The sequence below is a fragment of the Janthinobacterium fluminis genome, assembly GCF_028595325.1.
Taxonomy (GTDB): Bacteria; Pseudomonadota; Gammaproteobacteria; order Burkholderiales; family Burkholderiaceae_D; genus Janthinobacterium; species Janthinobacterium fluminis.
The window spans coordinates 317,153-342,539 of record NZ_JAQQXR010000003.1 but is presented as its reverse complement, the minus strand read 5'-3'; the positions used below and the strand labels follow the sequence as shown (position 1 = coordinate 342,539).

The following is a 25,387-nucleotide window of genomic DNA, read 5'->3' as shown; positions in this document are numbered from 1 at the left end:
GACATGCAAGGTTTACTTTATGTCATGTTCGCGACATAAAGATTTGCTACACTGAAGCGTTACGCCACCCCACCGACAGGAGCCCTCCATGCGCCACTGGCCATTGTTTGCCGTGCTCGCCGCCGCCGCCCATCTGGCCGCCGCCGCGCCGGAACCGCCGCCCGCGCCCGAGCCGGGCGCCGGCTGCGTCGAGGTCGAAGTCAACGGCGTGCGCACGCAGTCGCTGTCCTGCCTGAGCGAAAAGCTGCTGCCGGCGCCGGCCAAGGCCCGGCCGGCGCCGCCGCAAGCCGGCATGGCGGCGGAGGCGATCGCGCAGCGGCCGTCGAACCAGCTGGGCCTGTTCAACTGGTCGGCCACCAGCCACCGCATGGGCAACACGTTCGGCACCTCGGTGCAGGCGCAGCGGCCGGCGCCGCCGCCGGCCGCGCCGGTGCTGCCGCGGCGGCCGTAAACCGCCGGGCGGGCGGCGGAACCACAGTCCTATTGCGCTGTCAAGACTGGCGCATTCGCGCCGATTGCGTATCATTCCACGCTTGACCGCTTTGGAAAACGCCATGCTGCCCTCTATCGAACAACGTCTCGCCCTTGAACTTGCCGCCAAGCCGGTGCAAGTCGCCGCCGCCATCGCCCTGCTCGACGAGGGCGCCACCGTGCCCTTCATCGCCCGCTACCGCAAGGAAGCCACCGGCGGCCTGGACGACATCCAGCTGCGCCTGCTGGAAGAGCGCCTGCGCTACCTACGCGAGCTGGAAGAGCGCCGCGCCGCCATCGTCGCCTCGATCACCGAACAGAACAAGATGACGCCGGAGCTGCTCGACGCCGTCATGCACGCCGAAGACAAGACCCGCCTGGAAGACCTGTACCTGCCCTACAAGCAGAAGCGCCGCACCAAGGCGCAGATCGCCATCGAGGCGGGCCTGGCGCCGCTGGCCGAGGGCCTGCTGGCCGACCCCGGGCAGCAGCCGGAAGTGGAGGCCGCCAAGTTCCTGCGCGAAGCCTTCACCTCGGCCGACGGCAACAACCCCGGCGTGGCCGACACCAAGGCGGCGCTGGACGGCGCCCGCCAGATCCTCATGGAGCGCTTCGCCGAGGACGCCACGCTGCTGCAGGCGCTGCGCGAGTACGTGCAGGAGCACGGCATCGTCGAATCGAAAGTGGTCGAGGGCAAGCAGGACGAGGGCGAAAAATTCGCCGACTACTTCGACTACTCGGAAACCATCGGCACCGTGCCCTCGCACCGCGCCCTGGCCCTGCTGCGCGGCCGCCGCGAGCAGATCCTCGACGTCACGCTGCGCCTCGACACGGAGGCCGAGAAGCCGAAATGGGACGCGCCGCACAACCCCTGCGAAGGCCGCATCGCCGCCCGTTTCGGCATCAAGAACCAGGGCCGCCCGGCCGACAAGTGGCTGGCCGACACGGCCCGCTGGACCTGGCGCGTGAAGAGCTTCATGCACCTGGAAACCGAACTGATGGGCGCGCTGCGCGAACGCGCCGAGCTGGACGCGATCAACGTCTTCGCCACCAACCTGAAGGCGCTGCTGCTGGCCGCGCCGGCCGGCCAGCGCGCCACCATGGGCCTCGACCCCGGCCTGCGCACCGGCGTCAAGGTGGCCGTCGTCGACGCCACCGGCAAGGTCGTCGACACGGCCGTGATCTACCCGCACCAGCCGAAGAACGACTGGGACGGTTCGCTGCACACGCTGGGCCGCCTGGCCGCCAAGCACAACGTCTCGCTGATCTCGATCGGCAACGGCACCGCCTCGCGCGAAACGGACAAGCTGGCGCAGGACCTGATCAAGCAGCACCCGGAACAGAAGATGAGCAAGATCGTCGTTTCCGAGGCGGGCGCCTCGGTGTACTCGGCGTCCGAATTCGCCTCGCGCGAACTGCCCGACATGGACGTGTCGCTGCGCGGCGCCGTCTCGATCGCCCGCCGCCTGCAAGACCCGCTGGCCGAGCTGGTCAAGATCGACCCGAAATCCATCGGCGTCGGCCAGTACCAGCACGACGTCGGCCAGACCCAGCTGGCGCGCTCGCTCGACGCCGTCGTCGAGGACTGCGTGAACGCCGTCGGCGTCGACGTCAACACGGCCTCGGCGCCGCTGCTGGCGCGCGTCTCCGGCCTGTCCTCCAGCGTGGCGCAGAGCATCGTCAATTACCGCGACATGAAGGGCGCCTTCACCTCGCGCGCGGCGCTGAAAGCCGTGCCGCGCCTGGGCGAGAAGACCTTCGAGCAGGCCGCCGGCTTCCTGCGCGTGATGGGCGGCGACAATCCGCTGGACGCCTCGGCCGTGCACCCGGAATCGTATCCGCTGGTGGAGAAGATCCTCGCCGACATCAAGAAAGACATCCAGGCCGTCATCGGCGAAACGGCGCTGCTGAAGACGCTCAACCCGGCCAAGTACGCCGACGAAAAATTCGGCGTGCCGACCATCAGCGACATCCTCAAGGAACTGGAAAAACCGGGCCGCGATCCGCGCCCCGAATTCACCACGGCCACCTTCAAGGAAGGCGTCGAGGAAATCCGCGACCTGCGTCCGGACATGATCCTTGAAGGCGTCGTCACCAACGTCGCCGCCTTCGGCGCCTTTGTCGACATCGGCGTGCACCAGGACGGCCTGGTGCACATCTCGGCGCTGTCGAACACCTTCGTCAAGGACCCGCACACGGTCGTCAAGGCGGGCCAGGTGGTGCGCGTGAAAGTGCTGGAAGTGGACGAAAAGCGCAAGCGCATCGCGCTGACGATGCGCCTGACGGACAGCGCGCCGCAGGCCGGCGCCAAGCCGGAGCAGCGCGGCGACCGCAACGACCGCCGCAGCATGGCCCAGCACCAGCAGAGCCGTCCGGCGGCGGCGCCGGGCGGCAGCATGGCGGCGGCCTTCGCCAAGCTGCGCGGCTAGGGCGCCTTGGGGACAGACCACAATTTTTGAGAAAATATTTCTCAAAAATTGTGGTCTGTCCCCGGCTTTGATTGCTCGAAAATCGTGGTCTGTCCCCGGCTTGTCCCCAGCTTCGCGCTTCTGGTTTACAATATCGGCATCTAATTTTTTTCACCACACGAGGTAGCCATGAGCGACGTACAAACCTGGATCAAAGAAACCGTGACGGGCACGCCTGTCGTCCTGTTCATGAAGGGCACCGCCCAGTTCCCGCAGTGTGGCTTCTCCGGCCGCGCCATTCAGATCCTGAAGGCTTGCGGCGTGGAAAACATCGCCACCGTCAACGTGCTGGACGACCCGGAAGTGCGCCAGGGCATCAAGGAATACTCGAACTGGCCAACCATTCCCCAGCTTTACATCAAGGGCGAGTTCATCGGCGGTTCCGACATCATGAATGAAATGTTCGAATCCGGCGAACTGAAGACCCTGCTGGATGCCTGATAGGCCGCAGCGGCTGATCGTCGCCATCACGGGCGCCACCGGCGCCGTGTATGGCGTGCGTCTGCTGCAACTGCTCGGCGCCATCCCCGGCGTCGAGACGCATCTGGTTTTGTCCGACGCCGCCGTGCTGACGCTGCACCAGGAAACCGGCCTGCAGCGCAAGGAGGTCGAGGCGCTGGCCCATGTCGTGCACAAGCTGCGCGACGTCGGCGCCGCCATCGCCAGCGGCTCCTTCCAGTCCGACGGCATGGTCGTCGCGCCCTGTTCGATGAAGACCCTGGCCTCGGTCGCGCATGGCTTTTCCGACAATCTGATCGCCCGCGCCGCCGACGTCGTGCTCAAGGAGCGCCGCCGCCTCGTGCTGATGGTGCGCGAAACCCCCTTCAACCTGGCGCACCTGCGCAATATGACGGCCGTCACGGAAATGGGCGGCATCATCTTCCCGCCGCTGCCGAGCTTTTACCACCACCCCCAAAGCATGGCGGACATGGTCGACCATACGCTGGCCCGTGTCATCGACTTGTTTGGCATCGAGCATGGCCTGGCGCCGCGCTGGACCGGCCTGAAGGCCCGCGCCGCGGAGGAATAGGGGAAGGGGCCCGAGCGGGCTGGCGGTATGGCTGGCTGGCTCAAGTGCTGATTCATGCCGCGGGCCGGACGGCCTCGGGCGGTTTACGGCGCCGTATCGCCCCGGACGCGGGCCGACACTGTCGCCGCCGACGGTTCAGCCCGTCGGCAAAGACACAATACGCTTGCTACCAGCTTGCCCGTCAGCGCTTCTCGAACTGCGTGCCGCTGGCGTGCTTCAAATCCCTGGCCTCCTCCACCATGCGGCGGTGGGCTATGCGCTTGCGCATCACTTCCGCATGCTGGGCGGCGGTCATCGGTGGCACGGTCATCAAATCTTTTAGCTGCGCGGTATTGCTGTAATTACTTTTCATAAGACGGCTCAAATGCTCGGCTCCGTAGTAAATGGCAAGGCTGGGCGCCCCGGCTAAAACTCATGTGATTATGAGCCACTATTTGATTTCGCGTATTTTTCCTTGCGTTTTATATCAGTTTTATATCAGAAAGGTCGACGCGCAAGGGCGTCCGGCGATTCATTGTGCATCAGTTTCATGTCACGGCCATGACAAAACACAAGGCCGCGCCAACGTTCATTTTATTGCCTGCCGGCCACCTCCCAAGGCCAGGCCCGTTCCGGTCTGCATGCCGGAATTTGTTACTTTTGGTAGTTCACCCGCACCAGCATGCGAATAAATTCGCGCGCGATTTGGCGATGATGCTCGTCTAAACGTTGCAAGTCGGCAATTAATTTTACATCAGCGGACTCAAACCGCGACAAGCCGTTCGACGCCTCACCGGCCGCGGCGGCACTTTCCGGGCCGCCAAAACGCAGCCATTCGGCCGGCACGCCCAGCCATTGGGCGATCATGCGCAGCTTTTCCTGCGTCGGGATGGCCTCGCCCACCAGCCATTTTCGGGCTGCGTGCACGGTAATCGGGCGTCCATCGAAGCGTATATTGAATTCCCGGGCCAGTCGCGTTGGACTGTCTGGGGAGTAGTGGGCGTTTTTCAGCGCCTGCTGGAGGCGCTGGCTAAAACTTTCGCGTTCATTTGAAGAATTCATAGTTGCACTATTTCATGTTGCAACATGAAAGTCAGTCTCTTGAATAGACAACTTAATTGTGACTTGCCTAATATTGTTATTTAACACTTCACACTCCTTATCGTGTTTTTTTGCCATGGCAGAAACCGAATAAAATACTGCGGCTGGCGGGGTCCGGGGTTGAAATTTCCCGCCACGGCGGCGGCCGGCGCAGCGGCACCGCAAAATCCGGCCATATTTCTCTACTTCGTGCGGAAACGGACGATTTCGTCCAAACCGGTTTCGCGTTTCACAATTGTGTCGGCCCACACCTTATACAGATGGGTCAATGCTTCCCCCAGGGTAAAACTGAGCCGGTGCGCACGGCGCGGCGGCGACATGACGCCGGCCGCCGCACGCCCCCGCGCACAGGCCGGCCGGCGCATCGGCCCGGTGCATCCGGCCGGCGGCGCCGGGGATGGCCTCGCCGCCGCGGCGCAGGCAGCGGCGCATCGTTGGGCATGCGCGGCAAGCCGTATTGCCCCGTATCGTCGCCGGCCAGCCGGCGCGGCGCGGGGCGCGCGGCCGCCCGCCGTGGCGACCCGCCAGTTCTGGTCACCAATTGCGACTAATAGTCCATCCTGCATGCGAGTGTAGGCCGGCGCCAGGGCGGACACAAGCGATGGATGCTAATTCTTGCATTCCGGCATCTGCCCCGGCGCGGCCGGCCGGACGGGTGCGGCGGCGCGCCGATTCGCGGGCGATCTTTCGGCTTCACTTTTCGGACAGGCGCGCTACAATGCGATTGACGTTGACGTAAACGGAAGCCGCCGCACGGGCTGTCCCGCATGCGGCGTTGCCGAAGAACTTTAACAGTAAGCAAGAAAAAGATGCCGACCTATACCATCACCGAACTGGCGCGCGAATTCGACGTCACCGCACGCGCGATCCGTTTTTATGAAGATCAGGGGCTGCTCAGCCCGACACGGGAAGGCGCGGGCGGCCGCAACCGGGTCTACACGCCGCGCGACCGCACCCGGTTGAAGCTGACGCTGCGCGGCAAGCGCCTGGGCCTGGCCTTGTCCGAGATCAAGAGCCTGGTCGATATGTATGAAACGCCGAAGGACACCAGCGCGCAGATGAACCGCTTCCTCGGCGTGCTGGCGCAGCACCGCGAAACCCTGGAGCAGCAGCGCGAGGACATCGAAATGGCGCTGGCCGAGATCACCGCCCACGAGGAGGAATGCAAGCGCCTGCTGGCCGGCGTGGCCGCCGGCGCGCATGTGCCGGCGCCCTAAGGCCGGGGCCGCGCCGGCAACGGCGCGGCAGGCACTTTACGTTTACGTTAACGTCACATAAGCGTATCATTGGCTCTTCACTCTTTCCGCTAACTGTCTATTCGACGAGGACGACATGCTCCATCTTCCAGGCTTAACTTTTGACCACGGCGAAGACATCGCCGCGCTGCGCGAAGCGATCCAACAATTTGCCGCCGCCGAGATCGCCCCGCGCGCCGCCGAGATCGACCGCAGCGACCAGTTTCCCATGGACCTGTGGCGCAAGATGGGCGAGCTGGGCTTGCTCGGCATCACCGTCGACGAGCAGTACGGCGGCAGCGGCATGGGTTACCTGGCCCACATCATCGCGATGGAAGAGATTTCCCGCGCCTCCGCCTCGGTCGGCCTGTCGTATGGCGCCCACTCGAACCTGTGCGTGAACCAGATCAAGCGCAACGGCACGGACGCGCAAAAAGCCCAGTACCTGCCGAAGCTGGTGTCGGGCGAGCACATCGGCGCGCTGGCCATGTCGGAGCCGAACGCCGGCTCGGACGTCGTCAGCATGAAGCTGCGCGCCGACTGGAAGGGCGACCGCTGGGTGCTCAACGGCACCAAGATGTGGATCACCAACGGCCCCGACGCCGACGTGCTGGTGGTGTACGCGAAGAACGATCTGGCGGCCGGCTCGAAAGGCATGACGGCCTTCCTGATCGAAAAGCATTTCAAGGGCTTCTCGATCGCGCAAAAACTCGACAAGCTGGGCATGCGCGGCTCGCACACGGGCGAACTGGTGTTCCAGGATTGCGAAGTGCCGGCCGAGAACGTGCTGGGCGGCCTGGGCAAGGGCGTCAACGTGCTGATGTCGGGCCTGGACTTCGAGCGCACCGTGCTGTCCGGCGGCCCGCTCGGCATCATGCAGGCTTGCATGGACCTGGTGGTGCCGTATGTGCACGAGCGCACGCAGTTCGGCCAGCCCATCGGCGAATTCCAGCTGATGCAGGGCAAGCTCGCCGACATGTATTCGACGATGATGGCCTGCAAGGCTTACGTCTACGCCGTCGGCCAGGCCTGCGACCGCGCCACGACGCCGGAGGCGGTGCGCCAGTTGCGCAAGGACGCCGCCGGCGCCATTCTGTATAGTGCGGAGAAGGCAACCTGGATGGCCGGCGAGGCGATCCAGGCGCTGGGCGGCAACGGCTACATCAACGAGTATCCGGCCGGCCGCCTGTGGCGCGACGCGAAACTGTATGAAATCGGCGCCGGCACCAGCGAAATCCGCCGCATGCTGATCGGCCGCGAATTGTTCGCGGAAACGCTGTAAGGTAGCCGGGCGCGCGCGGATTAGCTACCCTGATGAAAACGGGTTTTTTATTAGCTGAACTAATCTTCGATCGGGACGGACGATGACACAAATTGCTTTCCCCAAACTGCTGTCTTCGCAAATCGCCTTCGACATCGCGCGCACGATACGCGACGGCTTCGACAAGCACTACCGCCTGTTCCGCCGCACCAGCCGCCACGCCAAGCAGCATTTCGAGCACGGCGCCTGGGCCGCGGCCCAGCAGGCGGCCCGCGAGCGCATCGGCTTTTACGACCAGCGCGTGCAGGAATGCGTGCAGATGCTCGAAGATGAGTACGACGAGGCGGAGTTGACGGACGAAGTGTGGCGCGAGCTGAAGCTGCACTACATCGGCATGCTGTCCGACCACAAGCAGCCGGAGCTGGCGGAAACCTTCTTCAACTCCGTCTGCTGCAACATCCTGCACCGCACCTATTTCCATAACGATTTCATCTTCGTGCGCCCCGTCGTCTCCACCGAGTACATCGAGACGGAGGAGCTGAATCCGACCTACCGCGTCTACTATCCGGGCAAGGACGGCTTGCGCTTCACGCTCAAGCGCATCATCACGAATTTCCAGCTGAACTGCGTTTTTGCCGACCTGGACCGCGACGTCGGCCTCGTCGAGGCGCGCCTGAAACAGATTTTCGGCGCCGACCGGCTGGAGCCGAACCACCAGATCCAGGTGCTGTCGAGCCTGTTCTACCGCAACAAGGGCGCCTACATCGTCGGCAAGGGCATCAACGGCAACCGCGAATACCCCTTCATCGTGCCGATCCTGCACGACCGCCGGGGCCAGCTCTTCCTCGACACCGTGCTGTTCGACCAGGAGCAGATCACGATACTGTTCTCGTTCACGCGCGCCTACTTCCTCGTCGACATGGAAGTGCCCTCCGCCTATGTGCAGTTCTTGCGCAGCCTGCTGCCGCGCAAGCCGCGCAGCGAGATTTACACGATACTCGGCCTGCAAAAACAGGGCAAGACCCTGTTCTACCGCGACTACCTGCAGCACTTGAAGCACTCCTCGGACCGCTTCGAGAGCGCGCCCGGCATCCGCGGCCTCGTCATGCTGGTGTTCGCGCTGCCGTCCTTCCCCTATGTGTTCAAGGTCATCAAGGACTTCTTCCCGGCGCCGAAGGAAACCACGCGCGCCCAGATCAAGGAAAAATACCTGCTGGTCAAGCACCACGACCGCGTCGGCCGCATGGCCGACACGCTGGAATACTCGAACGTGGCCTTCCCGCGCGCCCGCTTCGCCGAGGAATTGCTGGCCGAGCTGGAGCATTTCGCGCCCTCCCTGGTCGAGTACGAAGACGACAAGATCATCATCAAGCACCTCTACATCGAGAGGCGCATGATGCCGCTCAACATCTGGCTGAGCAACGCGGAAAAAGAGGCCGACGAAGCGAAGGTCGAGCATGGCCTGCTGGAATACGGCAACGCGATCAAGGAATTGGTCGCGGCCAACATCTTCCCCGGCGACATGCTCTACAAGAACTTCGGCGTCACCCGCCACCAGCGCGTCGTCTTCTACGACTACGATGAAATCGAGTACATCACCGACTGCAACTTCCGCCTGATTCCGCCGGCCCGCAACGAGGAAGAGGAAATGTCGGCCGAGCCGTGGTACGCGATCGGCAAGCACGACGTCTTCCCCGAGCAGTTCGGCCGTTTCCTGCTGGGCAATCCGCGCATCCGCAAGTATTTCATGAAGCACCACGCCGACCTGCTGACGCCGGCGTTCTGGCAGGCGCGCAAGCAGCGCATCCAGGACGGCATCATCGAAGACGTGTTCCCCTACCCGCAGCACATTCGTTTTTGCAATCAAACCACCCACACCATCCCGGCCGTGTCACAGCCGCTTTTTTCGGAGAACCACCATCATGAATGATCCTATCGTTATCGTCGGTGCGGCCCGCACCCCCATGGGCGCCTTCCAGGGCGACTTCGCCGGCGTCAGCGCCAGCGACCTGGGCGCGGTTGCCATCCGGGCCGCGGTGGCGCGCGCCGGCGTCGCGCCGGACGCCGTCGAACACGTCTTCTTCGGCAATTGCCTGATGGCGGGCCAGGGCCAGGCGCCGGCCCGCCAGGCGGCGCTGAAGGCCGGCTTGCCGACCTCGGCCGGCGCCGTCACGCTGTCGAAAATGTGCGGCTCGGCCATGCAGGCGGCCATCTTCGCCCACGACACCCTGCTGGCCGGCAGCGCCGACGTGATCGTCGCCGGCGGCATGGAATCGATGAGCAACGCCCCCTACCTGATCCCCAAGGCGCGCGGCGGCTACCGCATCGGCCACGGCATGATTTACGACCACATGATGCTGGACGGCCTGGAGGACGCCTACACCAAGGACGAGAAGGGCAACGGCCGCTCGATGGGCACCTTCGCCGAGGAATGCGCCAGCCAATACCAGTTCACCCGCGCGGCGCAGGACGCCTTCGCCATCGCCTCCGTGCAGCGCGCCCAGGCGGCCGCCAAGGACGGCGGCTTCGCCTGGGAAATCGCGCCCGTGACCGTTTCCGGCCGCGGCGGCGACAGCGTCATCGAGCAGGACGAGGGCCCGCTGAAGGCGCGCCTGGAAAAAATCCCCGCGCTGAAGGCGGCGTTCAAAAAGGACGGCACCATCACGGCGGCCTCCTCGTCGTCGATCAACGACGGCGCCGCCGCCCTCGTGCTGATGCGCGCCTCGACCGCCAAGCAGCTCGGCTGCACGGTGCTGGCGACCATCCACGGCCACGCCACCCACGCCCAGGCGCCCGCGCTGTTCACGACGGCGCCGGTGGGCGCCATCCGCAAGCTGTTCGCCAAGACCGGCTGGAGCAGCGGCAGCGTCGACCTGTACGAAATCAATGAAGCCTTCGCCGCCGTGCCGATGGCGGCCATGCACGATCTCGACATCCCGCACAGCAAAATCAACGTCCACGGCGGCGCGTGCGCGCTGGGCCACCCGATCGGCGCCTCGGGCGCGCGCATCCTCGTCACGCTGATCGGCGCGCTGAAGAAAAGCGGCGGCAAGCGCGGCGTCGCGGCCCTGTGCATAGGCGGCGGCGAAGCGACGGCGATGGCCATCGAACTGGCGTAAACAAGGGCGCGCCGGCGGGCCTTGCCCGGCGGCGCCCGCGCACCGCGGGTGCGCCCCCCACATTTCAAGGAAAGTATGCCAACAGCACTCATCATCGGCGCATCGCGCGGCATCGGCCAGGAACTGGTGCGCCAGTACCTGGGCCAGGGCTGGCGCGTCATCGCCACCGCGCGCCAGGAAAACCACTGCGCCGCCCTCAAGGAACTGGGCGCGGAAGCCCACCAGCTCGACGTCACCGACGTCGAAGGCTGCGCCGCCCTGGGCTGGAAGCTCGACGGCGAGCACCTCGACGTGGCCATCCTCAACGCCGGCGTCTACGGCCCGCGCCACGACGGCTTCCCGCTGCAATCGGACTTCGACGCGGTCATGCACACCAATGTGCTGGCGGCGATGCGCCTGCTGCCGCTGATCGCGCCCATGGTCTGCGCGGCGCGCGGCAAACTGGCGGCGCTGTCCTCGCACATGGGCTCCCTCAGCGAGCGCGACAATCCGACCGGCACGCTGTACCGCGCCAGCAAGGCGGCGCTGAACTCGGTGCTGATCGACACGGCGCAGCGCTTCGGCGCCAAGGGCGCCACCTGCGTCGCCCTGCACCCGGGCTGGGTGCGCACCGACATGGGCGGGCAGGGCGCCGACCTGTCGGCCGAAGAAAGCGCCGCCGGCATCCGCGCCACGCTGGCCGCGCTGGCCCCGTCCAGCCAGGCCGCCTACCTCCACCACGACGGCAAGCCGATCGGCTGGTAAACCCTTTTCCCGAGCCCCCCATGATACTGAGCGACGAACACGAAATGATACGCGACGCCCTGCGCACGTTTGCGCAGGAGCGCCTGGCGCCGCACGCGGCCCGCTGGGACAAGGAACACTACTTTCCCCAGGCCGAACTGAAGGAACTGGCGGCGCTGGGCGCCTTCGGCGTGGCCGTGCCGGAAGCGCTGGGCGGCGCCGGCCTCGACTACGTCTCGCTGGCCCTGGTGCTGGAAGAAATCGCCGCCGGCGACGGCGGCACGTCGACCATCATCTCCGTCAACAACTGCCCCGTGTGCAGCATCGCCATGATGTACGCCGACGAGGCGCAAAAGGAACAATGGCTGCGGCCGCTCGCCCAGGGCGACATGCTGGGCGCGTTTTGCCTGACCGAGCCGCACACCGGCAGCGACGCGGCGGCGCTGCGCACCACGGCCGTGCGCGACGGCGACGACTACGTGCTCAACGGCGTCAAACAATTCATCACCAGCGGCAAATACGCCGACGTCGCCATCGTCATGGCCGTCACCGACAAGGCCGCCGGCAAACGCGGCATCAGCGCCTTCTGGGTGCCGACCTCGGCGCCCGGCTACATCGTCGCCGGCCTGGAGCAAAAGATGGGCCAGCACTCCTCGGACACGGCGCAAATCCTGCTGGAGAATTGCCGCATCCCGGCCGCCAACCTGATCGGCGCCGAAGGCCAGGGCTACAAAATCGCCCTGTCCGGGCTGGAGGGCGGGCGCATCGGCATCGCCTCGCAGGCCGTCGGCATGGCGCGCGCCGCCTACGAGGCGGCCCTGGGCTACGCGCGCGAGCGCGAAAGCTTCGGCAAGCCCATCTTCGAGCACCAGGCCGTGCAATTCCGCCTGGCCGACATGGCCACGCAGATCGAGGCGGCGCGCCAGCTGGTGCGCCACGCGGCGTCGATGAAAGACGCCGGCCTGCCCTGCCTGAAAGAGGCGGCGATGGCCAAGCTATTCGCCTCCGAAATGGCCGAGCGCGTCTGCTCCGACGCCATCCAAGTGCACGGTGGCTACGGCTACGTCAGCGACTTCCCGGTCGAGCGCATCTACCGCGACGTGCGCGTCTGCCAAATCTACGAAGGCAGCAGCGACATCCAGAAAATCCTCATCGCCCGCGCCCTGTAAAAGCGGGGGACAGACCACGATTTCCGAGAAATATTTCTTGGAAATCGTGGTCTGTCCCCCGCTGTCGGGACGAAAAAAAAGCCCGCCGAAGCGAGCTTTGTTCCAATGTATTACCAATGCTTTAATCGTGTCCCAGGCGCCCATGCTATCTGCGTGGTGCCCTGACGTGTAAATCGACCAACGTATCCGGAATTACAAATCCAAGCCTTACAACCATGCACAACCCCAACATTACACATATTGGCTCGCGGCGTAGGCCTTGGATAGCGGGACTGTCTGCGAACAAACCTCACCACTGAACGTAGTGTAGCACAGCATTTTGTGCAGCGCAACAAATTATCGCATTCATTTCACGGCGCCGTGTGCAGGCGCTGCGCCGCCTGGTCTTGCTCGCCGCGCCCGACCCGCTCGTACTCGGCGATCACCTGGGCGCCGAACAGCAGCAGCGTGGCGCCGATTTCCAGGCTGAACATGACGACGATGGCCGTCGTCATCGAGCCGTAGACGACGTTCACCTGCGACAAGGTGGAGAAGTACCAGACCAGCACGTGGCGCGCCACCTCCCACAGCAGGGCCGCCGTGATCCCGCCTATCAGCGCGTGCCAGACCGACAGGCGGCCGACCGGCATCACCAGGTAGATCGAGCTGAGCACGAGGATTTCGCCGCCCAGGCCGAGCAGGTAGAGCAGCACGCCGGAGACGCCGCCCAGCGACCAGCTGCGGCCGAGAAACTGCAGGCTTTCCTCGCCCAGCACCTGCAGCGAGCCGGCCACCAGCGTCACCAGCAGGATGCCGGCGCCGAGCGAGACGATATAGCAGTAGGGCAGGATCGCCGAGACGAGGAAGCGCCGCCGCCGTATCGCCACGCGGTGCACGAAGATGACGCTCATGGCGTTTTCCAGCACGGTGAAGGCGAGCGAACTGAAGAACAGCATCGTCGCCAGCACCACCCAGCCGATGACGTCGCGATGGGCGAGGAAGTGCGCGACTTCGGCAACGATGGCGGCCGACTGCCCCGGCACCAGCCACTCCAGATAGCGCGCCATCGTGCCCAGCAGCTCGTCCTGGTCGATCACGTGCGACAGGGCGACGACGACCAGCATCAGCAGCGGCACGATGGAGAGCAGCGAGTAATAGGCGACGGCGCCCGCCAGCAGCAGGCCCTGGTTGGCGCGGAAGCCCTTCAGGGTCTGCAGGAAGAACGCCAGCGGATGGCTGAGCACATAGGCGCCGGCGCGGCGCTGGATGGTCGACATGGGCGCACCCCAAGGTTGCCTGGCCAAACGGCCACACCAGTATTCTACCGAGCCTGGCGCCAAGGCCGGCGCCGGCTTCGTCGCCGGCAAAAGGGTGCCGGGCGCCGGCCCTTGCCCGCTTCAATGCTGGCGCGGCGCCACATCCAGATAACGCCAGGCCGTGAATTCGACCGGATGCCGCTTGTAATTTTTCAGCCACGGCTGGCGCAGGTCGGCCGACACGGGATGCGTCAGCAGCACCCAGGGCGCGTAGGCATGGATCAGCTGCGCCATGTCGTGGTACAGCGCGCGCCGGCGCGGCGAGTCGGGCAGCAGGCGCGCCTGCTCGTACAGCCTGTCGTAGGCGGGCAGCTTGAAGCGGGCATAGTTGGCGCGGCCGCTGTTGGGGCCATACAGCAGCTGGAAGAAATTCTCGCCGTCGGGGAAGTCGGCGATCCAGTTCGTCTCGAACATCTGCACCTGGCCCAGGCGCGAAGCCTTGATGATTTCCCCCTTCTTGTCGCTCTTGAAGACGACGCGCAGGCCGACCGCCGCCAGGCTGCGCCGCCACAACTCGTCGCGCAGGCGCCCGGCCGCGCTCGCCTCCGTGTGCATCACCAGCGTCAGCGGCTTGCCGCCGGGCAGGGCCCGGAAGCCGTCCGCCTGCGCCCGGTAGCCGTAGCGGTCCAGCAGCGCCCGCGCCAGCGCCGGGTCGTAGCGCGTCGGGCCGCGGTAGGCCGCGTCATAGCCCAGCACGTTCGGCGGCAGCGGCGACTGGGCCGGCAGCGCCAGCCCCTTCTTCAGCAGCGCGACATCCTCGGTGCCGTTGTAGCTGAGGGCGATGGCGCGCCGCAGCGCCAGCTTGTCCTTGCCATAGCCGCCAAGCAAGGGATCGTCCATATTCATCCACATGTAATACGTTTGCAGCACGGGGAAGCGCGACAGGGCGATGCCCTTGGCGGCCAGCTCGGGCCTGAGCGCGCCGCCGGCCAGCACCATGTCCGTCAGCGACTCCGGCACCTGCTCCAGGTAGTCGAACTGGCCCTTCAAAAAGCCCAGCACGCGCGACTGGTATTCCTCGACGATGCGCACGTCGACCCGCTCCACCAGCGGCAGGCGCCGGCCTTCCAGCGCGGCGGCCAGCGCCCGGTCTTCCGGCGCCACGTCCGGCCCGGCGTGGAACACGGTGCTGCGGAAGCCAGGATTGGCCAGCAGCACGATCTTGTCGCTGTGGCGCCACTCGCCGACCATGAAGGGACCGCTGCCGACCGGATGGTTGCCGCTCTGGCCGGGATAGGCCTCGATGACCTCGCGCGCGACGACGCCGGTGGCCGGCATCGCCAGGTAGAACAGGAAATTCGGGTCGGGCGCCGTCAGGCCGATGCGCAGCGTGTAGCGGTCCAGCGCGCGCAAGCCGTCGATCGCGCTGTCGTAGCTGAACTGGCCCGGCTTCAAGGCGGCGTCGCCGGCGATCTTGCCCTCGAACAGGAACAACCACGGCGATTTCAGGCCGGGGTCGTACAGGCGTTTCAGGCTGTACACATAATCCTGCGCCGTCACCTCCCGCTTGACGCCCTTGAAGGCCGGATCGGGCGTGAAAAAGATGCCCGGCCTGATACGGAACAGATAACTGCGGCCGCCGTCCTCGACGCCGGGCATGGCCGCCAGCGTGTTTTCCTGCAGCTTCAGCGGCCGCGCCAGATAGTCGTAGCGCAGCATCGGGTCGAACAGGTTTTCCAGCAGGTTCAGGCTGGCGAGGTCGGACGCGACGGCCGGGTCGAGGCTGCTCTCGGCCGTGGTCAGCAGCATATGCAGCGTCTTCGGCGGCGCGGCGGCATCGGCGGCCTGGCCCTGGCCGCAGCAGGACAGCGACAGGAAGGCGGCGGCGAGGGCGGTGCGGCAGAAACGAAGCATGAAGGATCCAAACGTAGGCAAACGGACGGCGGCGCAAGGGGCGAAGGGGACAGACCACGATTTTTTCGCCGCGTGAGGGGACAGACCACGATTTTTTCGGCGCGCGCGCCGCGCGCGCCGAAAAAATCGTGGTCTGTCCCCGGCTGTGCATTGTACCCACCCGCGAAGGCGCGCGCCGCTCTATACTCTCTGTCTGCAACATTGCGCATCCATTCCAGGCACACAACGACATGGCACTTAATTACATCTGGTCCGGCTTCTTTTTGGTGGGTTTCCTGGCGGCGCTGGCCCAGTGGATTTTCCTCGGCGACAATGAGATCTTCAAGCGCATCATCGACGGCACCTTCGAGTCGGCCCGCCTGGGCGTGATGGATATCGCGCTGCCGCTGGCCGGCGTCATGACCCTGTGGCTGGGCATCATGAACATCGGCGAAAAGGCCGGCGCCGTCGGCCTGCTGGCGCGCCTGATCTCGCCCTTCTTTTCGCGCATCTTCCCCGGCGTGCCGAAAAACCACCCGGCCACCGGCCATATGGTGATGAATTTCTCGGCCAATTTGCTCGGCCTCGACAACGCCGCCACGCCCTTCGGCCTGAAGGCGATGGAGAGCCTGCAGACCCTGAACCCGAACAAGGACGAGGCCACCGACGCGCAAATCATGTTCCTCGTGCTGCACACCTCCGGCCTGACCCTGATCCCGCTGGCCATCATGGCGCAGCGCGCCATCCTCGGCGCGGCCGACCCGTCCGACATCTTCATCCCCTGCATGATCGCCACCTACGTCGCCACCGTCGTCGGCATCATCACCGTCGCCATCAAGCAGCGCATCAACCTGCTCAACGCCACCGTGCTGGGCTGGCTGGGCGGCATGACGGCGGCCATCGTCGCCCTGATCTGGTATTTCACGCAGTATCTGAGCAAGCAGGAGATCGAGCTGGTGTCCAAGGTGGCCAGCAACCTGATACTCATCGGCGTCATCGCCGGCTTCATCATCGGCGCGCTGCGCAAGCGCGTCAACGTCTACGAAGCCTTCATCGAGGGCGCCAAGGGCGGCATTCAGACTTCGCTGACGGTGATCCCCTATCTGGTCGGCATGCTGGTGGCCATCGGCGTCGTGCGCAACGCCGGCGTGTTCGGCTTCGTCGTCGCCGGCATGGACTGGGCCTTCACGCAACTGGGCATGAACACGGACTTCGTGCCGGCCCTGCCGACCGCGCTGATGAAGCCGCTCAGCGGCAGCGGCTCGAAGGCCATGATGATAGACGCCATGCGAACCTACGGCGTCGATTCCTTCGTCGGCCGCCTCGCCTGCATCTTCCAGGGCTCGGCCGACACCACCTTCTACATCGTCGCCCTGTATTTCGGCTCCGTCGGCATCCGCAAAACCCGCTACGCCATCTCCGCCGGCCTGATCGCCGACCTGGCCGGCGTGCTCGCCGCCATCGGCGTCGCCTATGTCTTTTTCCACTGAGGTCACTATGTTACGACGCGCCACCTTCGCCGCGCTGCTGGCCTGCAGCGCCGCCGCCCACGCCGAGCTGCCCGAGCCGGTCGCCCGCCTGCTGCGCGCGGCCAATATCCCCGACGAGGCCGTCGGCGCCGTCGTCCTGCGCGGCAACGCCACCGTGCTGGCCCATGGCGCCGAGCGCAGCATGCAGCCGGCCTCGACGATGAAGCTGGTGACCACCCTGGTCGGGCTGGAGCAACTGGGGCCGATCTTCCGCGGCCGCACGGAGCTGCGCAGCGGCGCCGATCTGGTCGGCGGCGTGCTCCAGGGCGACCTGGTGCTGCGCGGCGGCGGCGACGCCGACTTCGACGCCGACGTGCTGGAGCACATGCTGCAAAAGCTGCGCAACCAGGGCGTCAAGAAGATCAAGGGCGACCTGCTGCTGGACCGCCAGCTGTTCCGGCCGGCCCGGCCCGACCGCGTCACGCCGCAGTTCGACCGGATGCCGGAATTCCGCTACAACGTCGTGCCGGACGCCCTGCTGCTCAACACCAACATGCTGCAGATCGACATCAGCTCGACGCAGCAGCAGTTGAAGCTCTTGATGATGCCGCCGCTGGAAGGCGTCAGCGTCGGCGCCGACATGAAGCTGGTCGACGCCCCCTGCGCGAAATGGGAGGATGGCTGGCGCACGCCCGACTATGTGCGGGGCGAGGACGGCAAGCTGAAGGTGCTGCTGCACGGCAGCTTCCCGCGCAATTGCGCGCACACCGTGCATGTCAACGTGCTCGACCGGCAGGACTACGCCGACCGCCTGTTCCGCGCCACCTGGCGCCGCCTGGGCGGCAGCTTCGGCGGCGCCGTGCGCGAGGCGGCCACGCCGGCCGGCACGCGCCTGCTGGCGGACCACGTGGCCCGCGCCCTGCCCGAGGTGCTGCGCGACATCAATAAAATCTCCGACAACACCCAGGCCCGCCTGCTCTACCTGAGCCTGGGCAGCCTGGAGTCGGACGCCTACTTCGGCAGCCGCCCGCTGGCGGCCGGCGACGCGGACACGGCCGTGCGCGCCCGCCAGGTGGTGCGCGACTGGTTCCTGCGCCACCGCATCGACGAGGCCGACCTGGTGATCGAAAACGGCTCCGGCCTGTCGCGCACGGAGCGCATCCGCCCGGCCCAGCTGGCCGCCGTGCTGCGCGTCGGCAGCCAGAGCGTGTGGGCGCCGGAATTCCTCTCCAGCCTGCCGATCGCCGCGCTCGACGGCACCATGCGCCGGCGCCTGCGCGACAGCGCGGCGGCGGCGCGGGCGCGCATCAAGACGGGGGGATTGGAGAATGTCGTCGCGATCGCCGGCTATGTGCCGGACGCCAACAACGAGCAGTGCGTGGTGGTGGCCTTCATCAACCACGAGCGGGTCGGCAACGGCGCCGGCCGCGCCGCGCTCGACGCGCTGATCGACTGGGTGGCCGCGTCCGGGCTGCCGCCGGCTTGAGACGGCGGCCTGGCCCGCGCTACCACATCAAGTCGTCGGGGATCTGGAAGGCGGCATAGGGATCGTCCTCCTCGACCACGGCGCTGCTCTGCTTGACCCGCACCACCAGCGCGGGGTCGCGCTCGGCGATCTTGTCGGCAATGACGCGGGGCACCAATTCGCTGACGCCGCCCAGGCAGACAATCACCAGCCGCCCGGCCACCAAATGCGCCTGGACGGCGGCCGACACATACAGCCGCTCGATCTTATTGTCGTGGGTGAAATTGTAGGCGATGTCGCCGGCGCCCTTGCTCTGGCGGTTCTTCTCCACCATCTGGGCGATTTGCGCCACGATCGCCTTCTGGTTGGCGGCCGCGTCGCGCTGGGCATTGAGCTCGCGGGCCCGTTCGGCGTTCTTGCGCTGCGTCTCCAGCGCGGCCACGCGCGCCTCGTCGACGCTTTGCGTGCCGGTCCGGCGTTCGACCTTCTTCTGCTTGCTCTTGTCCTGGTTGGCCAGTTTGACCTTGTTTTTGTCGACCAGGCCAGCTTTCAAAAACTGCTCTTGTAACGAGACCATCGTGCTACTCCGTAAATGGGGGCCACCGGCCAGGGCGGCGGCGCCGGCCGGTGTAAAGACGTAAGCATAGCAAAAATGTCGGCCCCGGCCGGAACGGCCTCGCCGCCCCTATGCGGCGCCGCAGGCCAGCACCAGGTTGTGCCAGTAGCGCATGCCGACCACCAGGGTGTCGTCGTTGAAGTCGTAGTGCGGGTTGTGCAGCGTGGCGCTGGGCACGTCGCCGTCGACGCCCATCCAGATGTAGGCGCCGCGCTTGACCCTGAGCATGAAGGAAAAGTCTTCCGAGGCCATCGACGGCTGGCAGTCGTATATCACCTTGTCGGCGCCCACCGTCTGCGTCGCCGCGGCAATCGCCAGGTCCGTTTCCGCGTCGCTGTTGATGGTCGGCGGATACGCGTAATGGTAGGTCAGCGTGGCGCGGCCGCCGTGCATGGCCGCCGCCGCGCCGGCGATTTCGCCGATCAGGCCGTGGATCTGCCTTTGCACCGGCTCGGAAAAACAGCGCACCGTGCCGCGCAGCACGGCCTGCGCCGGGATCACGTTCCAGGCGTCGCCGCCGTGGATCTGCGTCACCGTCACCACGGCCGGCACTTGCGGCGCCAGGCGGCGGCTGACGATGGTTTGCAGCGCCAGCACGATCTCGCTGGCGATGACCAGGCTGTCGATGCCCTTTTCCGGCATGGCCGCATGCGAGCCCTTGCCGTCGACGCTGATCTCGAAGGTGTCGAAGGCCGCCATCATCGGCCCGTGGTTGACGGCGAAGCTGCCGGCCGGCAGCCCCGGCCAGTTGTGCAAGCCGTACACGGCGTCGCAGGGGAAGCGCTCGAACAGGCCCTCCTCGACCATCACCTTGCCGCCGCCCAGCGCCTCCTCGGCCGGCTGGAAGATGCAGTGGACGGTGCCGCGCCAGTCGCGGTTGGCGTTCAGGTGCAGGGCCGCGCCCAGCAGCATCGCCGCGTGGCCGTCGTGGCCGCAGGCGTGCATCTTGCCATCGTGCACGGAGCGGTGGCCGAAGCTGTTGGCCTCCTGCACCGGCAGCGCGTCCATGTCGGCGCGCAGGCCGATCGACGGCCCCGCGCCGTTGCGCAGCACGGCCACCAGGCCGGTGCGGCCCACGCCCTCGAAGACGTCGATGCCGTGGGCGCGCAGCGTTTCCGCCAGCAGGCGCGCCGTGGCATGTTCCTCGAAAGCCGTCTCGGGGCGGGCGTGCAGGGCTCTGCGGCAGCTGCGCATTACTTCGACAATCTGGTCGTCCGTCATCTTGTTCTCCGGTGGGATGCTGATCGGCTGACAATCTAACCGCTCCCATCCGGCACCGCCAGCACTCCGCTTGCGCGATCTTGTTCTGTTTAGCGCAACGGCGGCCGCTTCACATCTGGCTGTTGATCTGCTGCATCAGGCGGTTGGCGGCCACGGACAGCTTGCGCCCGACGCGGGTGATCAGATGGGTTTCGGCGCCGGCCAGCGCCGCATTGGCGACGGGGATGGCGAACAATTCGCCGCGCTCCAGCTCGCCCCGTATGGCGAAGGTCGGCAGCAACGTCACCCCCAGGCCCGAACGGACGAAGTGGCGCAGCACGGTGATGGAATTGGTCGTCACGGTCGGCGTCAGGCGCACCTTGTCGAGCATCATCGCCGCCTCGACCACCTGGCGCATGCCATAGGTCATGTGCGTCAGGGCCAGCGGATACGGCTGCAAATCGGCCAGCGTCAGCGAGTCCACCTTGCCCAGCAGGGGAAAGTCCGGCCCGACGATGGCATGCACGGCCTGCACCATCGACGCCCGGCTGACGATCTTCGGGTCCGCCGGCGGCGTGAAGACCAGGCCGATTTCCGCCTCGTCCATGGCCACCGCCCGTATCACCTCGTTCGTGCCGGCGATGTTGAGCACCACGGAAATGTCCGGGTGGCGCGTGCAAAACTGGTTGATGGGGCCGCCGACGACGTCGGCGATGAAGCCCTCGCCCATGATGACGGAGATGGCGCCGCGCCGCAGGCCGCGGATTTCCTGCAATTTCGACAACAGGTCGGCCTGGTGCGAGCGCTGCTCGCGGAAATACTCGACGAGCAGCTTGCCGGCCTCGGTCGGGCTGACGCCGCGCTTGTTGCGCTCCATCAGGTTGACGGCCAGCTCTTGCTCAAGCAGGGTGATTTGCCGGCTGACGGCCGACGGCGCCACGTCCAGCCAGTCGGCCGCGCCCCGCACCGTGCCGCAACGCACCGCCTCGTACAGATAGGCGATGCGGCTTTCATTGATTGATTCTGCCATCGGGGTGTTCTCTGAATTAGAACAAAAGAGGGCATTTATTGTAATTGATTCTTGCAAGCAAAACAACCACACTCAAGGCCACGCAAAATAGTGCATCGTCCGCTATGCCGATGCCGCATGAACCGTTAGGAATGACCGTGAACAGAGTCGGTGTGATTGGTTTGGGCAGTATGGGGAGGGGCATCATCATGTCGCTGCGGCGCGGCGGCTTCCGCGTGCTCGGCCATGACGACTCGGCGCAGGCCCGCGACACGCTGCAGGACGAGGGCGTCGCCGTCACCCGCACCCTGGCCGGCGCCGCCAGCACGGCCGGACTGCTGATCCTGGCGCTGCCGAACTCGGCGGCCGTCGAACAACTCGTCTTCGGCCCCGACGGCCTGCTGCTCAACGGGCCGGCCGGCTTGATCGTGCTCGACACCACCCCGACGGCGCCGCACAGCGCCCGCAAGGTGGCCGGCGCGCTGGAGGCGATGGGCATCCACTACCTCGACGGCGCCGCCAGCGGCGGTCCGCAAGCGGCCATCACCGGCACGCTGGACCTGCTGCTGGGCGGCGAACAGGCGCACATCGACACCATCGCGCCCGTGCTGGCCGCCATCAGCACCCGGCGGGTGCATGCCGGCCCGGCCGGCGCCGGCCACGCCGCCCGGCTGCTCCGCCAACTCGTCGTCGGCACCGAGCTGCTGATCGCCGACGAGGCGGCGCGCATCGCCGCGGCGCTGGGGCTGGACCCGCGCCTGACGCTGCACCGCGCGCGGCAACTCTACGACGGCGTCACCGACGCCCGCCACCTGCAGTCGGACCTGAACCTGGCCATGCACCTGATCGACGCCAGCAGCGCCGCCGCCCCGCTGGGCCGGGCGGCCGGGCGCCTGTGGGCGGCGGCCGGCGGCGGCCCGCCCGACGCCATGAATTGATACACCCTACCCGCGTCGCGCAAGCAAGGCGACGCTTCGCCAACCTGCCGCACGGCGCCCAGGCGCGGCGCGGCGCAACCTTGGAAGCCCTATGCCGCAAGCCCAGTCCCTACCGACCGCCTACCCGTCCGGCGCCAACACCCGCTGGCCCTACCTGAAACTGTACCTGCTGGCCGGCGTCGTCATGGTCGTCGCCGACCTGATGGGCGCCGTCACCTTCAATGTGGGGCCCGGCAAGGTCGTGCTGCTGCCGATGGTCTGGGCCATCCTGATGGCCACCGCGCTGGGCTTGCTGCACCGGCGCCTGCCCGGGCCGCTGAGCCTGGACACGGGCCTGCAATTTCGCGCCGCCGCCATCCTGCAGCCGGCCCTGCTGCTGTTCGTCGCCAAACTGGGCCTGATGGTGGGCGGCTCGCTGCCCAAGCTGGCCGCGGCCGGCTGGGCGCTGGCCTTCCAGGAACTGGGCCATTTCGTCGGCACCATCATCATCGGCCTGCCGCTGGCCCTGCTGCTGGGCATCAAGCGCGAAGCCATCGGCGCCACCTTCTCCGTCGGCCGCGAGCCCAGCCTGGCCATCATCGGCGAGCGCTACGGCATGGACTCGCCCGAAGGCCGCGGCGTGCTGGCCGAATACCTGACCGGCACCGTCTTCGGCGCCGTCTTCCTGGCCGTCTTCGCCGGCTTCATCGCCAGCCTGAACCTGTTCGACCCGCTGGCCCTGGCGATGGGCTCCGGCGTCGGCTCGGGCAGCATGATGGCGGCCGCCGCCGGCGCCATCGCCGCCCAGCAAACGCCGGAAATGGCCAAGGACGTCATGACCTTCGCCGCCGCCAGCAACCTGATCACCACCACCGTGGGCACCTATTTCACGCTGTTCATCTCGCTGCCGCTGGCCGTGTGGGGCTACAAGGTGCTCGAACCCATCCTCGGGCGCACGACCAAGGCCACGGTGCATGCCGGCGACGTGACGGCGCAAGACCCGGGCGCCAGCGTGCCGGCCCTGAGCCTGCTGCAAAAATGGGGAGCCTGGGGGGCGGCGGCCGCGCTGACCATCCTCAGCGACTGGATACTCTACGGCAGCAAGCCGGTCGACACGCTGCCCGGCATGCTGATCATGCTGTTCGCCGTCGGCGTCGGCGACTTCCTCGCCAAGGTCACCGGCCGCAAGATACCGGCCGTGTGCTGGGTGTCGCTGATCGCCATGGCGCTGACCTCGCCGCTCTGCCCGTGGGGCGCGCAGATCATCGCCATCACCGGCAAGATCAACTTCCTCGCCGTGACGCCGGCCATGCTGACCTTCGCCGGCCTGTCGCTGGCGAAAGACATCCCCGCCTTCCGCCGGCTGGGCTGGCGCATCGTCGTCGTCTCGTTCGCGGCCAACGCCGGCACCTTCCTCGGCGCCACCGTCATCGCGCAATTCTTCCGCCACTGAGCCAAGGCGCGGCCGCTCCGGCGGCCGCCAAGGCGCCCGCCAAGGCGAAAATCACCACACCCGCGCATAGGTCTGGCGCACCAGCGCCCGGTCGCCGCAGTCGAAATGCCACCACTCGCTGCGGATGCCCTGCCAGCCGGCCTGGAACATGGCCGCGCGCAGCACGGCGCGGTTCGCCACCTGCGCGCCGCTGATGGCGCCGCAAGCCAGCAATGCCGGCTCCTGCGACGGCTGCGAGCGCTCGCTGAACTCATCGAAGGCGCTGCCCATATCGCGCTCCCTGCCGTCCGCGTCGACCAGGGTCACGTCCAGCGCCATGCCGAAGGAATGGATGGAGCCGCGCCCCGGCTCGGCGATGTAGCCGAGCAGCTCGCTGCCCTGCAGGGCGTCCCACAGTTGCTGCTGGACGCGCTGCGGCCGCAAGGCGTCCAGCACCAGCAGGCGGTGTTCGGGGTGGTGGGCGGCCAGCCAGGCCACCGCCTGTTCCAGCGCGACGGCAGCGTCGCGGTGCAGCCAGGCGCAGTCGAGCGGGGAATACAGGTCGCGCCCGACGAAGTTGCCGGGCGTGGCGTAGCGCAAATCGACGAGGATGCCGGCGATGCCGCTCAGATGGCGGAATGCCGCGCTGCCCGGCACCGCTTCGCTGTCCAGTGTGGCCGGTGGCATGGCTGCCTCCCTCGGGTGCGGCGCGACGCCGCGATGCCGCCTACTTTACAGCAAGCGGCGCCGGCGCGCCCGCCGGCGTCGTCAACACATCGAGGATGGCGGCCGTTTCCGCGTCCGGGATGCCGGCGAACAGCGACTGGCGGAACTTCATCTGGAAGGCGACCAGCGCGTCGCGGGTGGCGCCGTCCAGCGTGCCCGTCTGCGCCAGCGCGTAACCGTGCTGCGCCAGGCGCTGCTGGAACCAGGCCGTGTCCGGCAATTGCCGCTCGTACAGCGCGCGCTGGGCGGCGACCCGCTCGCCGTCCGGCCACGCGACCAGGCCGGCCGCGGCCAGCTGCCGCCACGGGAACATCGGCCCCGGGTCTTGCTTGCGCTGGGGCGCGATCTCGTTATGGCCGAGGATGTTTTCCGGCGGAATGTTGTGGCGGGCGACGATTTGCTTGAGCAGCGCGATCAGCTCGTCGATCTGCGCCTGCGGGAAGGGGTGCCAGAGCCGGCCTTCCGGCGTGTCCGTGTAGCCGGGGTTGACGATTTCGATGCCGACCGAGCTGCTGTTGAGCAGCGTGTAATTCTTCCAGTTGCTGACGCCGGCGTGGTTGGCCTGGCGCGACTCGTCGACCAGCGCGTAAATGCGCGGCGGCGCCGTGTCCGTCAGCAGATAGTGGCTGCTGACGACCTGCTCCGTCAGGATCTTGATCGAGCGGGGCGTGTCGCTGACCGTGTAGTGCAGCACGACGAACTTGACGCGGCTGCTCTGGCTGCGCGCCGTGTAACTGTGGTCCAGATGCGGCGGCGGGCCGGGCAGGGTGGTGCTGGCGCAGCCGCCCAGCAGGGCGACAAGCAGACTCAGAAGTATCGGTTTCATAGTGAATTGTGTAGTCAATAAGGTCTGCCGACAAAGAATCGGC

Annotated in this window: 23 protein-coding genes; 14 read left to right on the top strand and 9 right to left on the bottom strand. The window is 66.6% G+C overall.

All coding sequences use genetic code 11. The features are described from left to right. Positions 1–88 precede the first annotated feature (88 nt). The 4 genes from OIK44_RS10235 (at position 89) to OIK44_RS10220 (ending at position 3,969) form a co-directional block, all read left to right on the top strand. Complete coding sequence (locus OIK44_RS10235; protein WP_273670640.1) at positions 89–451, top strand: hypothetical protein; 363 nt, start codon at positions 89–91, stop codon at positions 449–451. A gap of 103 nt (positions 452–554) precedes the next feature. Beyond that, positions 555–2,900, top strand: a complete 2,346-nt coding sequence (locus OIK44_RS10230; protein ID WP_273670639.1) for a Tex family protein — start codon at positions 555–557, stop codon at positions 2,898–2,900. A 168-nt stretch (positions 2,901–3,068) separates the two neighbouring features. Then, positions 3,069–3,380, top strand: a complete 312-nt coding sequence (gene grxD, locus OIK44_RS10225; protein ID WP_273670638.1) for a Grx4 family monothiol glutaredoxin — start codon at positions 3,069–3,071, stop codon at positions 3,378–3,380. Further along, entirely contained in the window at positions 3,373–3,969 is a 597-nt protein-coding gene (locus OIK44_RS10220; RefSeq protein WP_273670637.1) for a UbiX family flavin prenyltransferase, read from the top strand. Before grxD ends, OIK44_RS10220 begins: the two co-directional genes overlap by 8 nt. Before the next feature lie 181 nt (positions 3,970–4,150). Here the strand turns inward: OIK44_RS10220 and OIK44_RS10215 are convergent, their stop codons facing one another. Together OIK44_RS10215 and OIK44_RS10210 are read right to left on the bottom strand one after the other, a co-directional pair. Then, positions 4,151–4,321, bottom strand: coding sequence for a hypothetical protein (locus tag OIK44_RS10215; protein WP_273670636.1), 171 nt, complete (start codon positions 4,319–4,321; stop codon positions 4,151–4,153). Between the two features lie 281 nt (positions 4,322–4,602). Continuing rightward, complete coding sequence (locus OIK44_RS10210) at positions 4,603–5,010, bottom strand: hypothetical protein (protein WP_273670635.1); 408 nt, start codon at positions 5,008–5,010, stop codon at positions 4,603–4,605. A gap of 848 nt (positions 5,011–5,858) precedes the next feature. On the opposite strand from OIK44_RS10210, the gene OIK44_RS10205 reads away from it, so the two are divergent. The 6 genes from OIK44_RS10205 to OIK44_RS10180 all read left to right on the top strand — a co-directional run bounded on the left by OIK44_RS10205 (position 5,859) and on the right by OIK44_RS10180 (position 12,556). Next, on the top strand, positions 5,859–6,266 hold the full coding sequence (locus tag OIK44_RS10205) for a MerR family transcriptional regulator (protein WP_273670634.1): 408 nt from the start codon (positions 5,859–5,861) through the stop codon (positions 6,264–6,266). A 115-nt stretch (positions 6,267–6,381) separates the two neighbouring features. After that, positions 6,382–7,566, top strand: coding sequence for an isovaleryl-CoA dehydrogenase (locus OIK44_RS10200; RefSeq protein ID WP_273670633.1), 1,185 nt, complete (start codon positions 6,382–6,384; stop codon positions 7,564–7,566). Positions 7,567–7,648: 82 nt separating this feature from the next. Then, positions 7,649–9,475 (top strand): bifunctional isocitrate dehydrogenase kinase/phosphatase, encoded by a 1,827-nt coding sequence (gene aceK / locus OIK44_RS10195; RefSeq protein ID WP_273670632.1) that lies wholly within the window; start codon positions 7,649–7,651, stop codon positions 9,473–9,475. After that, entirely contained in the window at positions 9,468–10,664 is a 1,197-nt protein-coding gene (locus tag OIK44_RS10190) for an acetyl-CoA C-acyltransferase (RefSeq protein WP_273670631.1), read from the top strand. Before aceK ends, OIK44_RS10190 begins: the two co-directional genes overlap by 8 nt. A 75-nt stretch (positions 10,665–10,739) precedes the next feature. After that, entirely contained in the window at positions 10,740–11,408 is a 669-nt protein-coding gene (locus tag OIK44_RS10185) for an SDR family oxidoreductase (RefSeq protein WP_273670630.1), read from the top strand. 20 nt (positions 11,409–11,428) lie between these two features. After that, positions 11,429–12,556: an acyl-CoA dehydrogenase family protein gene (locus tag OIK44_RS10180; protein ID WP_273670629.1), complete on the top strand. Its 1,128-nt coding sequence runs from the start codon at positions 11,429–11,431 to the stop codon at positions 12,554–12,556. Between the two features lie 350 nt (positions 12,557–12,906). Here the strand turns inward: OIK44_RS10180 and OIK44_RS10175 are convergent, their stop codons facing one another. Both OIK44_RS10175 and OIK44_RS10170 read right to left on the bottom strand, forming a co-directional pair. After that, complete coding sequence (locus tag OIK44_RS10175; RefSeq protein WP_273670628.1) at positions 12,907–13,812, bottom strand: YihY/virulence factor BrkB family protein; 906 nt, start codon at positions 13,810–13,812, stop codon at positions 12,907–12,909. Between the two features lie 120 nt (positions 13,813–13,932). Further along, entirely contained in the window at positions 13,933–15,705 is a 1,773-nt protein-coding gene (locus OIK44_RS10170) for an ABC transporter substrate-binding protein (protein ID WP_420213842.1), read from the bottom strand. A 230-nt stretch (positions 15,706–15,935) separates the two neighbouring features. On the opposite strand from OIK44_RS10170, the gene OIK44_RS10165 reads away from it, so the two are divergent. Both OIK44_RS10165 and dacB read left to right on the top strand, forming a co-directional pair. Next, the gene (locus tag OIK44_RS10165) at positions 15,936–17,174 is read left to right on the top strand and encodes a nucleoside recognition domain-containing protein (RefSeq protein WP_273670627.1); all 1,239 of its coding nucleotides are present in this window, start codon (positions 15,936–15,938) and stop codon (positions 17,172–17,174) included. 7 nt (positions 17,175–17,181) lie between these two features. Further along, a complete protein-coding gene (dacB, locus tag OIK44_RS10160) occupies positions 17,182–18,639 on the top strand; it encodes a D-alanyl-D-alanine carboxypeptidase/D-alanyl-D-alanine endopeptidase (protein ID WP_273670626.1) in 1,458 nt (485 codons plus the stop codon). 19 nt (positions 18,640–18,658) lie between these two features. On the opposite strand, the gene OIK44_RS10155 is transcribed toward dacB, so the two are convergent. The 3 genes from OIK44_RS10155 to OIK44_RS10145 all read right to left on the bottom strand — a co-directional run bounded on the left by OIK44_RS10155 (position 18,659) and on the right by OIK44_RS10145 (position 21,464). Beyond that, the gene (locus tag OIK44_RS10155) at positions 18,659–19,195 is read right to left on the bottom strand and encodes a DUF2058 domain-containing protein (protein WP_273670625.1); all 537 of its coding nucleotides are present in this window, start codon (positions 19,193–19,195) and stop codon (positions 18,659–18,661) included. A gap of 108 nt (positions 19,196–19,303) precedes the next feature. Then, positions 19,304–20,455, bottom strand: a complete 1,152-nt coding sequence (locus tag OIK44_RS10150) for a M20 aminoacylase family protein (protein ID WP_273670624.1) — start codon at positions 20,453–20,455, stop codon at positions 19,304–19,306. Positions 20,456–20,564: 109 nt separating this feature from the next. Beyond that, positions 20,565–21,464: a LysR family transcriptional regulator gene (locus OIK44_RS10145; protein WP_273670623.1), complete on the bottom strand. Its 900-nt coding sequence runs from the start codon at positions 21,462–21,464 to the stop codon at positions 20,565–20,567. 137 nt (positions 21,465–21,601) lie between these two features. Here OIK44_RS10145 and OIK44_RS10140 point away from each other — a divergent pair, with 137 nt between their 5' ends. After that, positions 21,602–22,381, top strand: a complete 780-nt coding sequence (locus OIK44_RS10140) for an NAD(P)-dependent oxidoreductase (protein ID WP_474522665.1) — start codon at positions 21,602–21,604, stop codon at positions 22,379–22,381. A 184-nt stretch (positions 22,382–22,565) separates the two neighbouring features. Beyond that, a complete protein-coding gene (locus OIK44_RS10135; RefSeq protein ID WP_273670837.1) occupies positions 22,566–23,813 on the top strand; it encodes a DUF3100 domain-containing protein in 1,248 nt (415 codons plus the stop codon). A gap of 51 nt (positions 23,814–23,864) precedes the next feature. Here the strand turns inward: OIK44_RS10135 and OIK44_RS10130 are convergent, their stop codons facing one another. Beyond that, entirely contained in the window at positions 23,865–24,479 is a 615-nt protein-coding gene (locus OIK44_RS10130) for a M15 family metallopeptidase (RefSeq protein WP_273670622.1), read from the bottom strand. A gap of 40 nt (positions 24,480–24,519) precedes the next feature. Then, complete coding sequence (locus tag OIK44_RS10125) at positions 24,520–25,344, bottom strand: N-acetylmuramoyl-L-alanine amidase (protein ID WP_273670621.1); 825 nt, start codon at positions 25,342–25,344, stop codon at positions 24,520–24,522. Positions 25,345–25,387 lie beyond the last annotated feature (43 nt).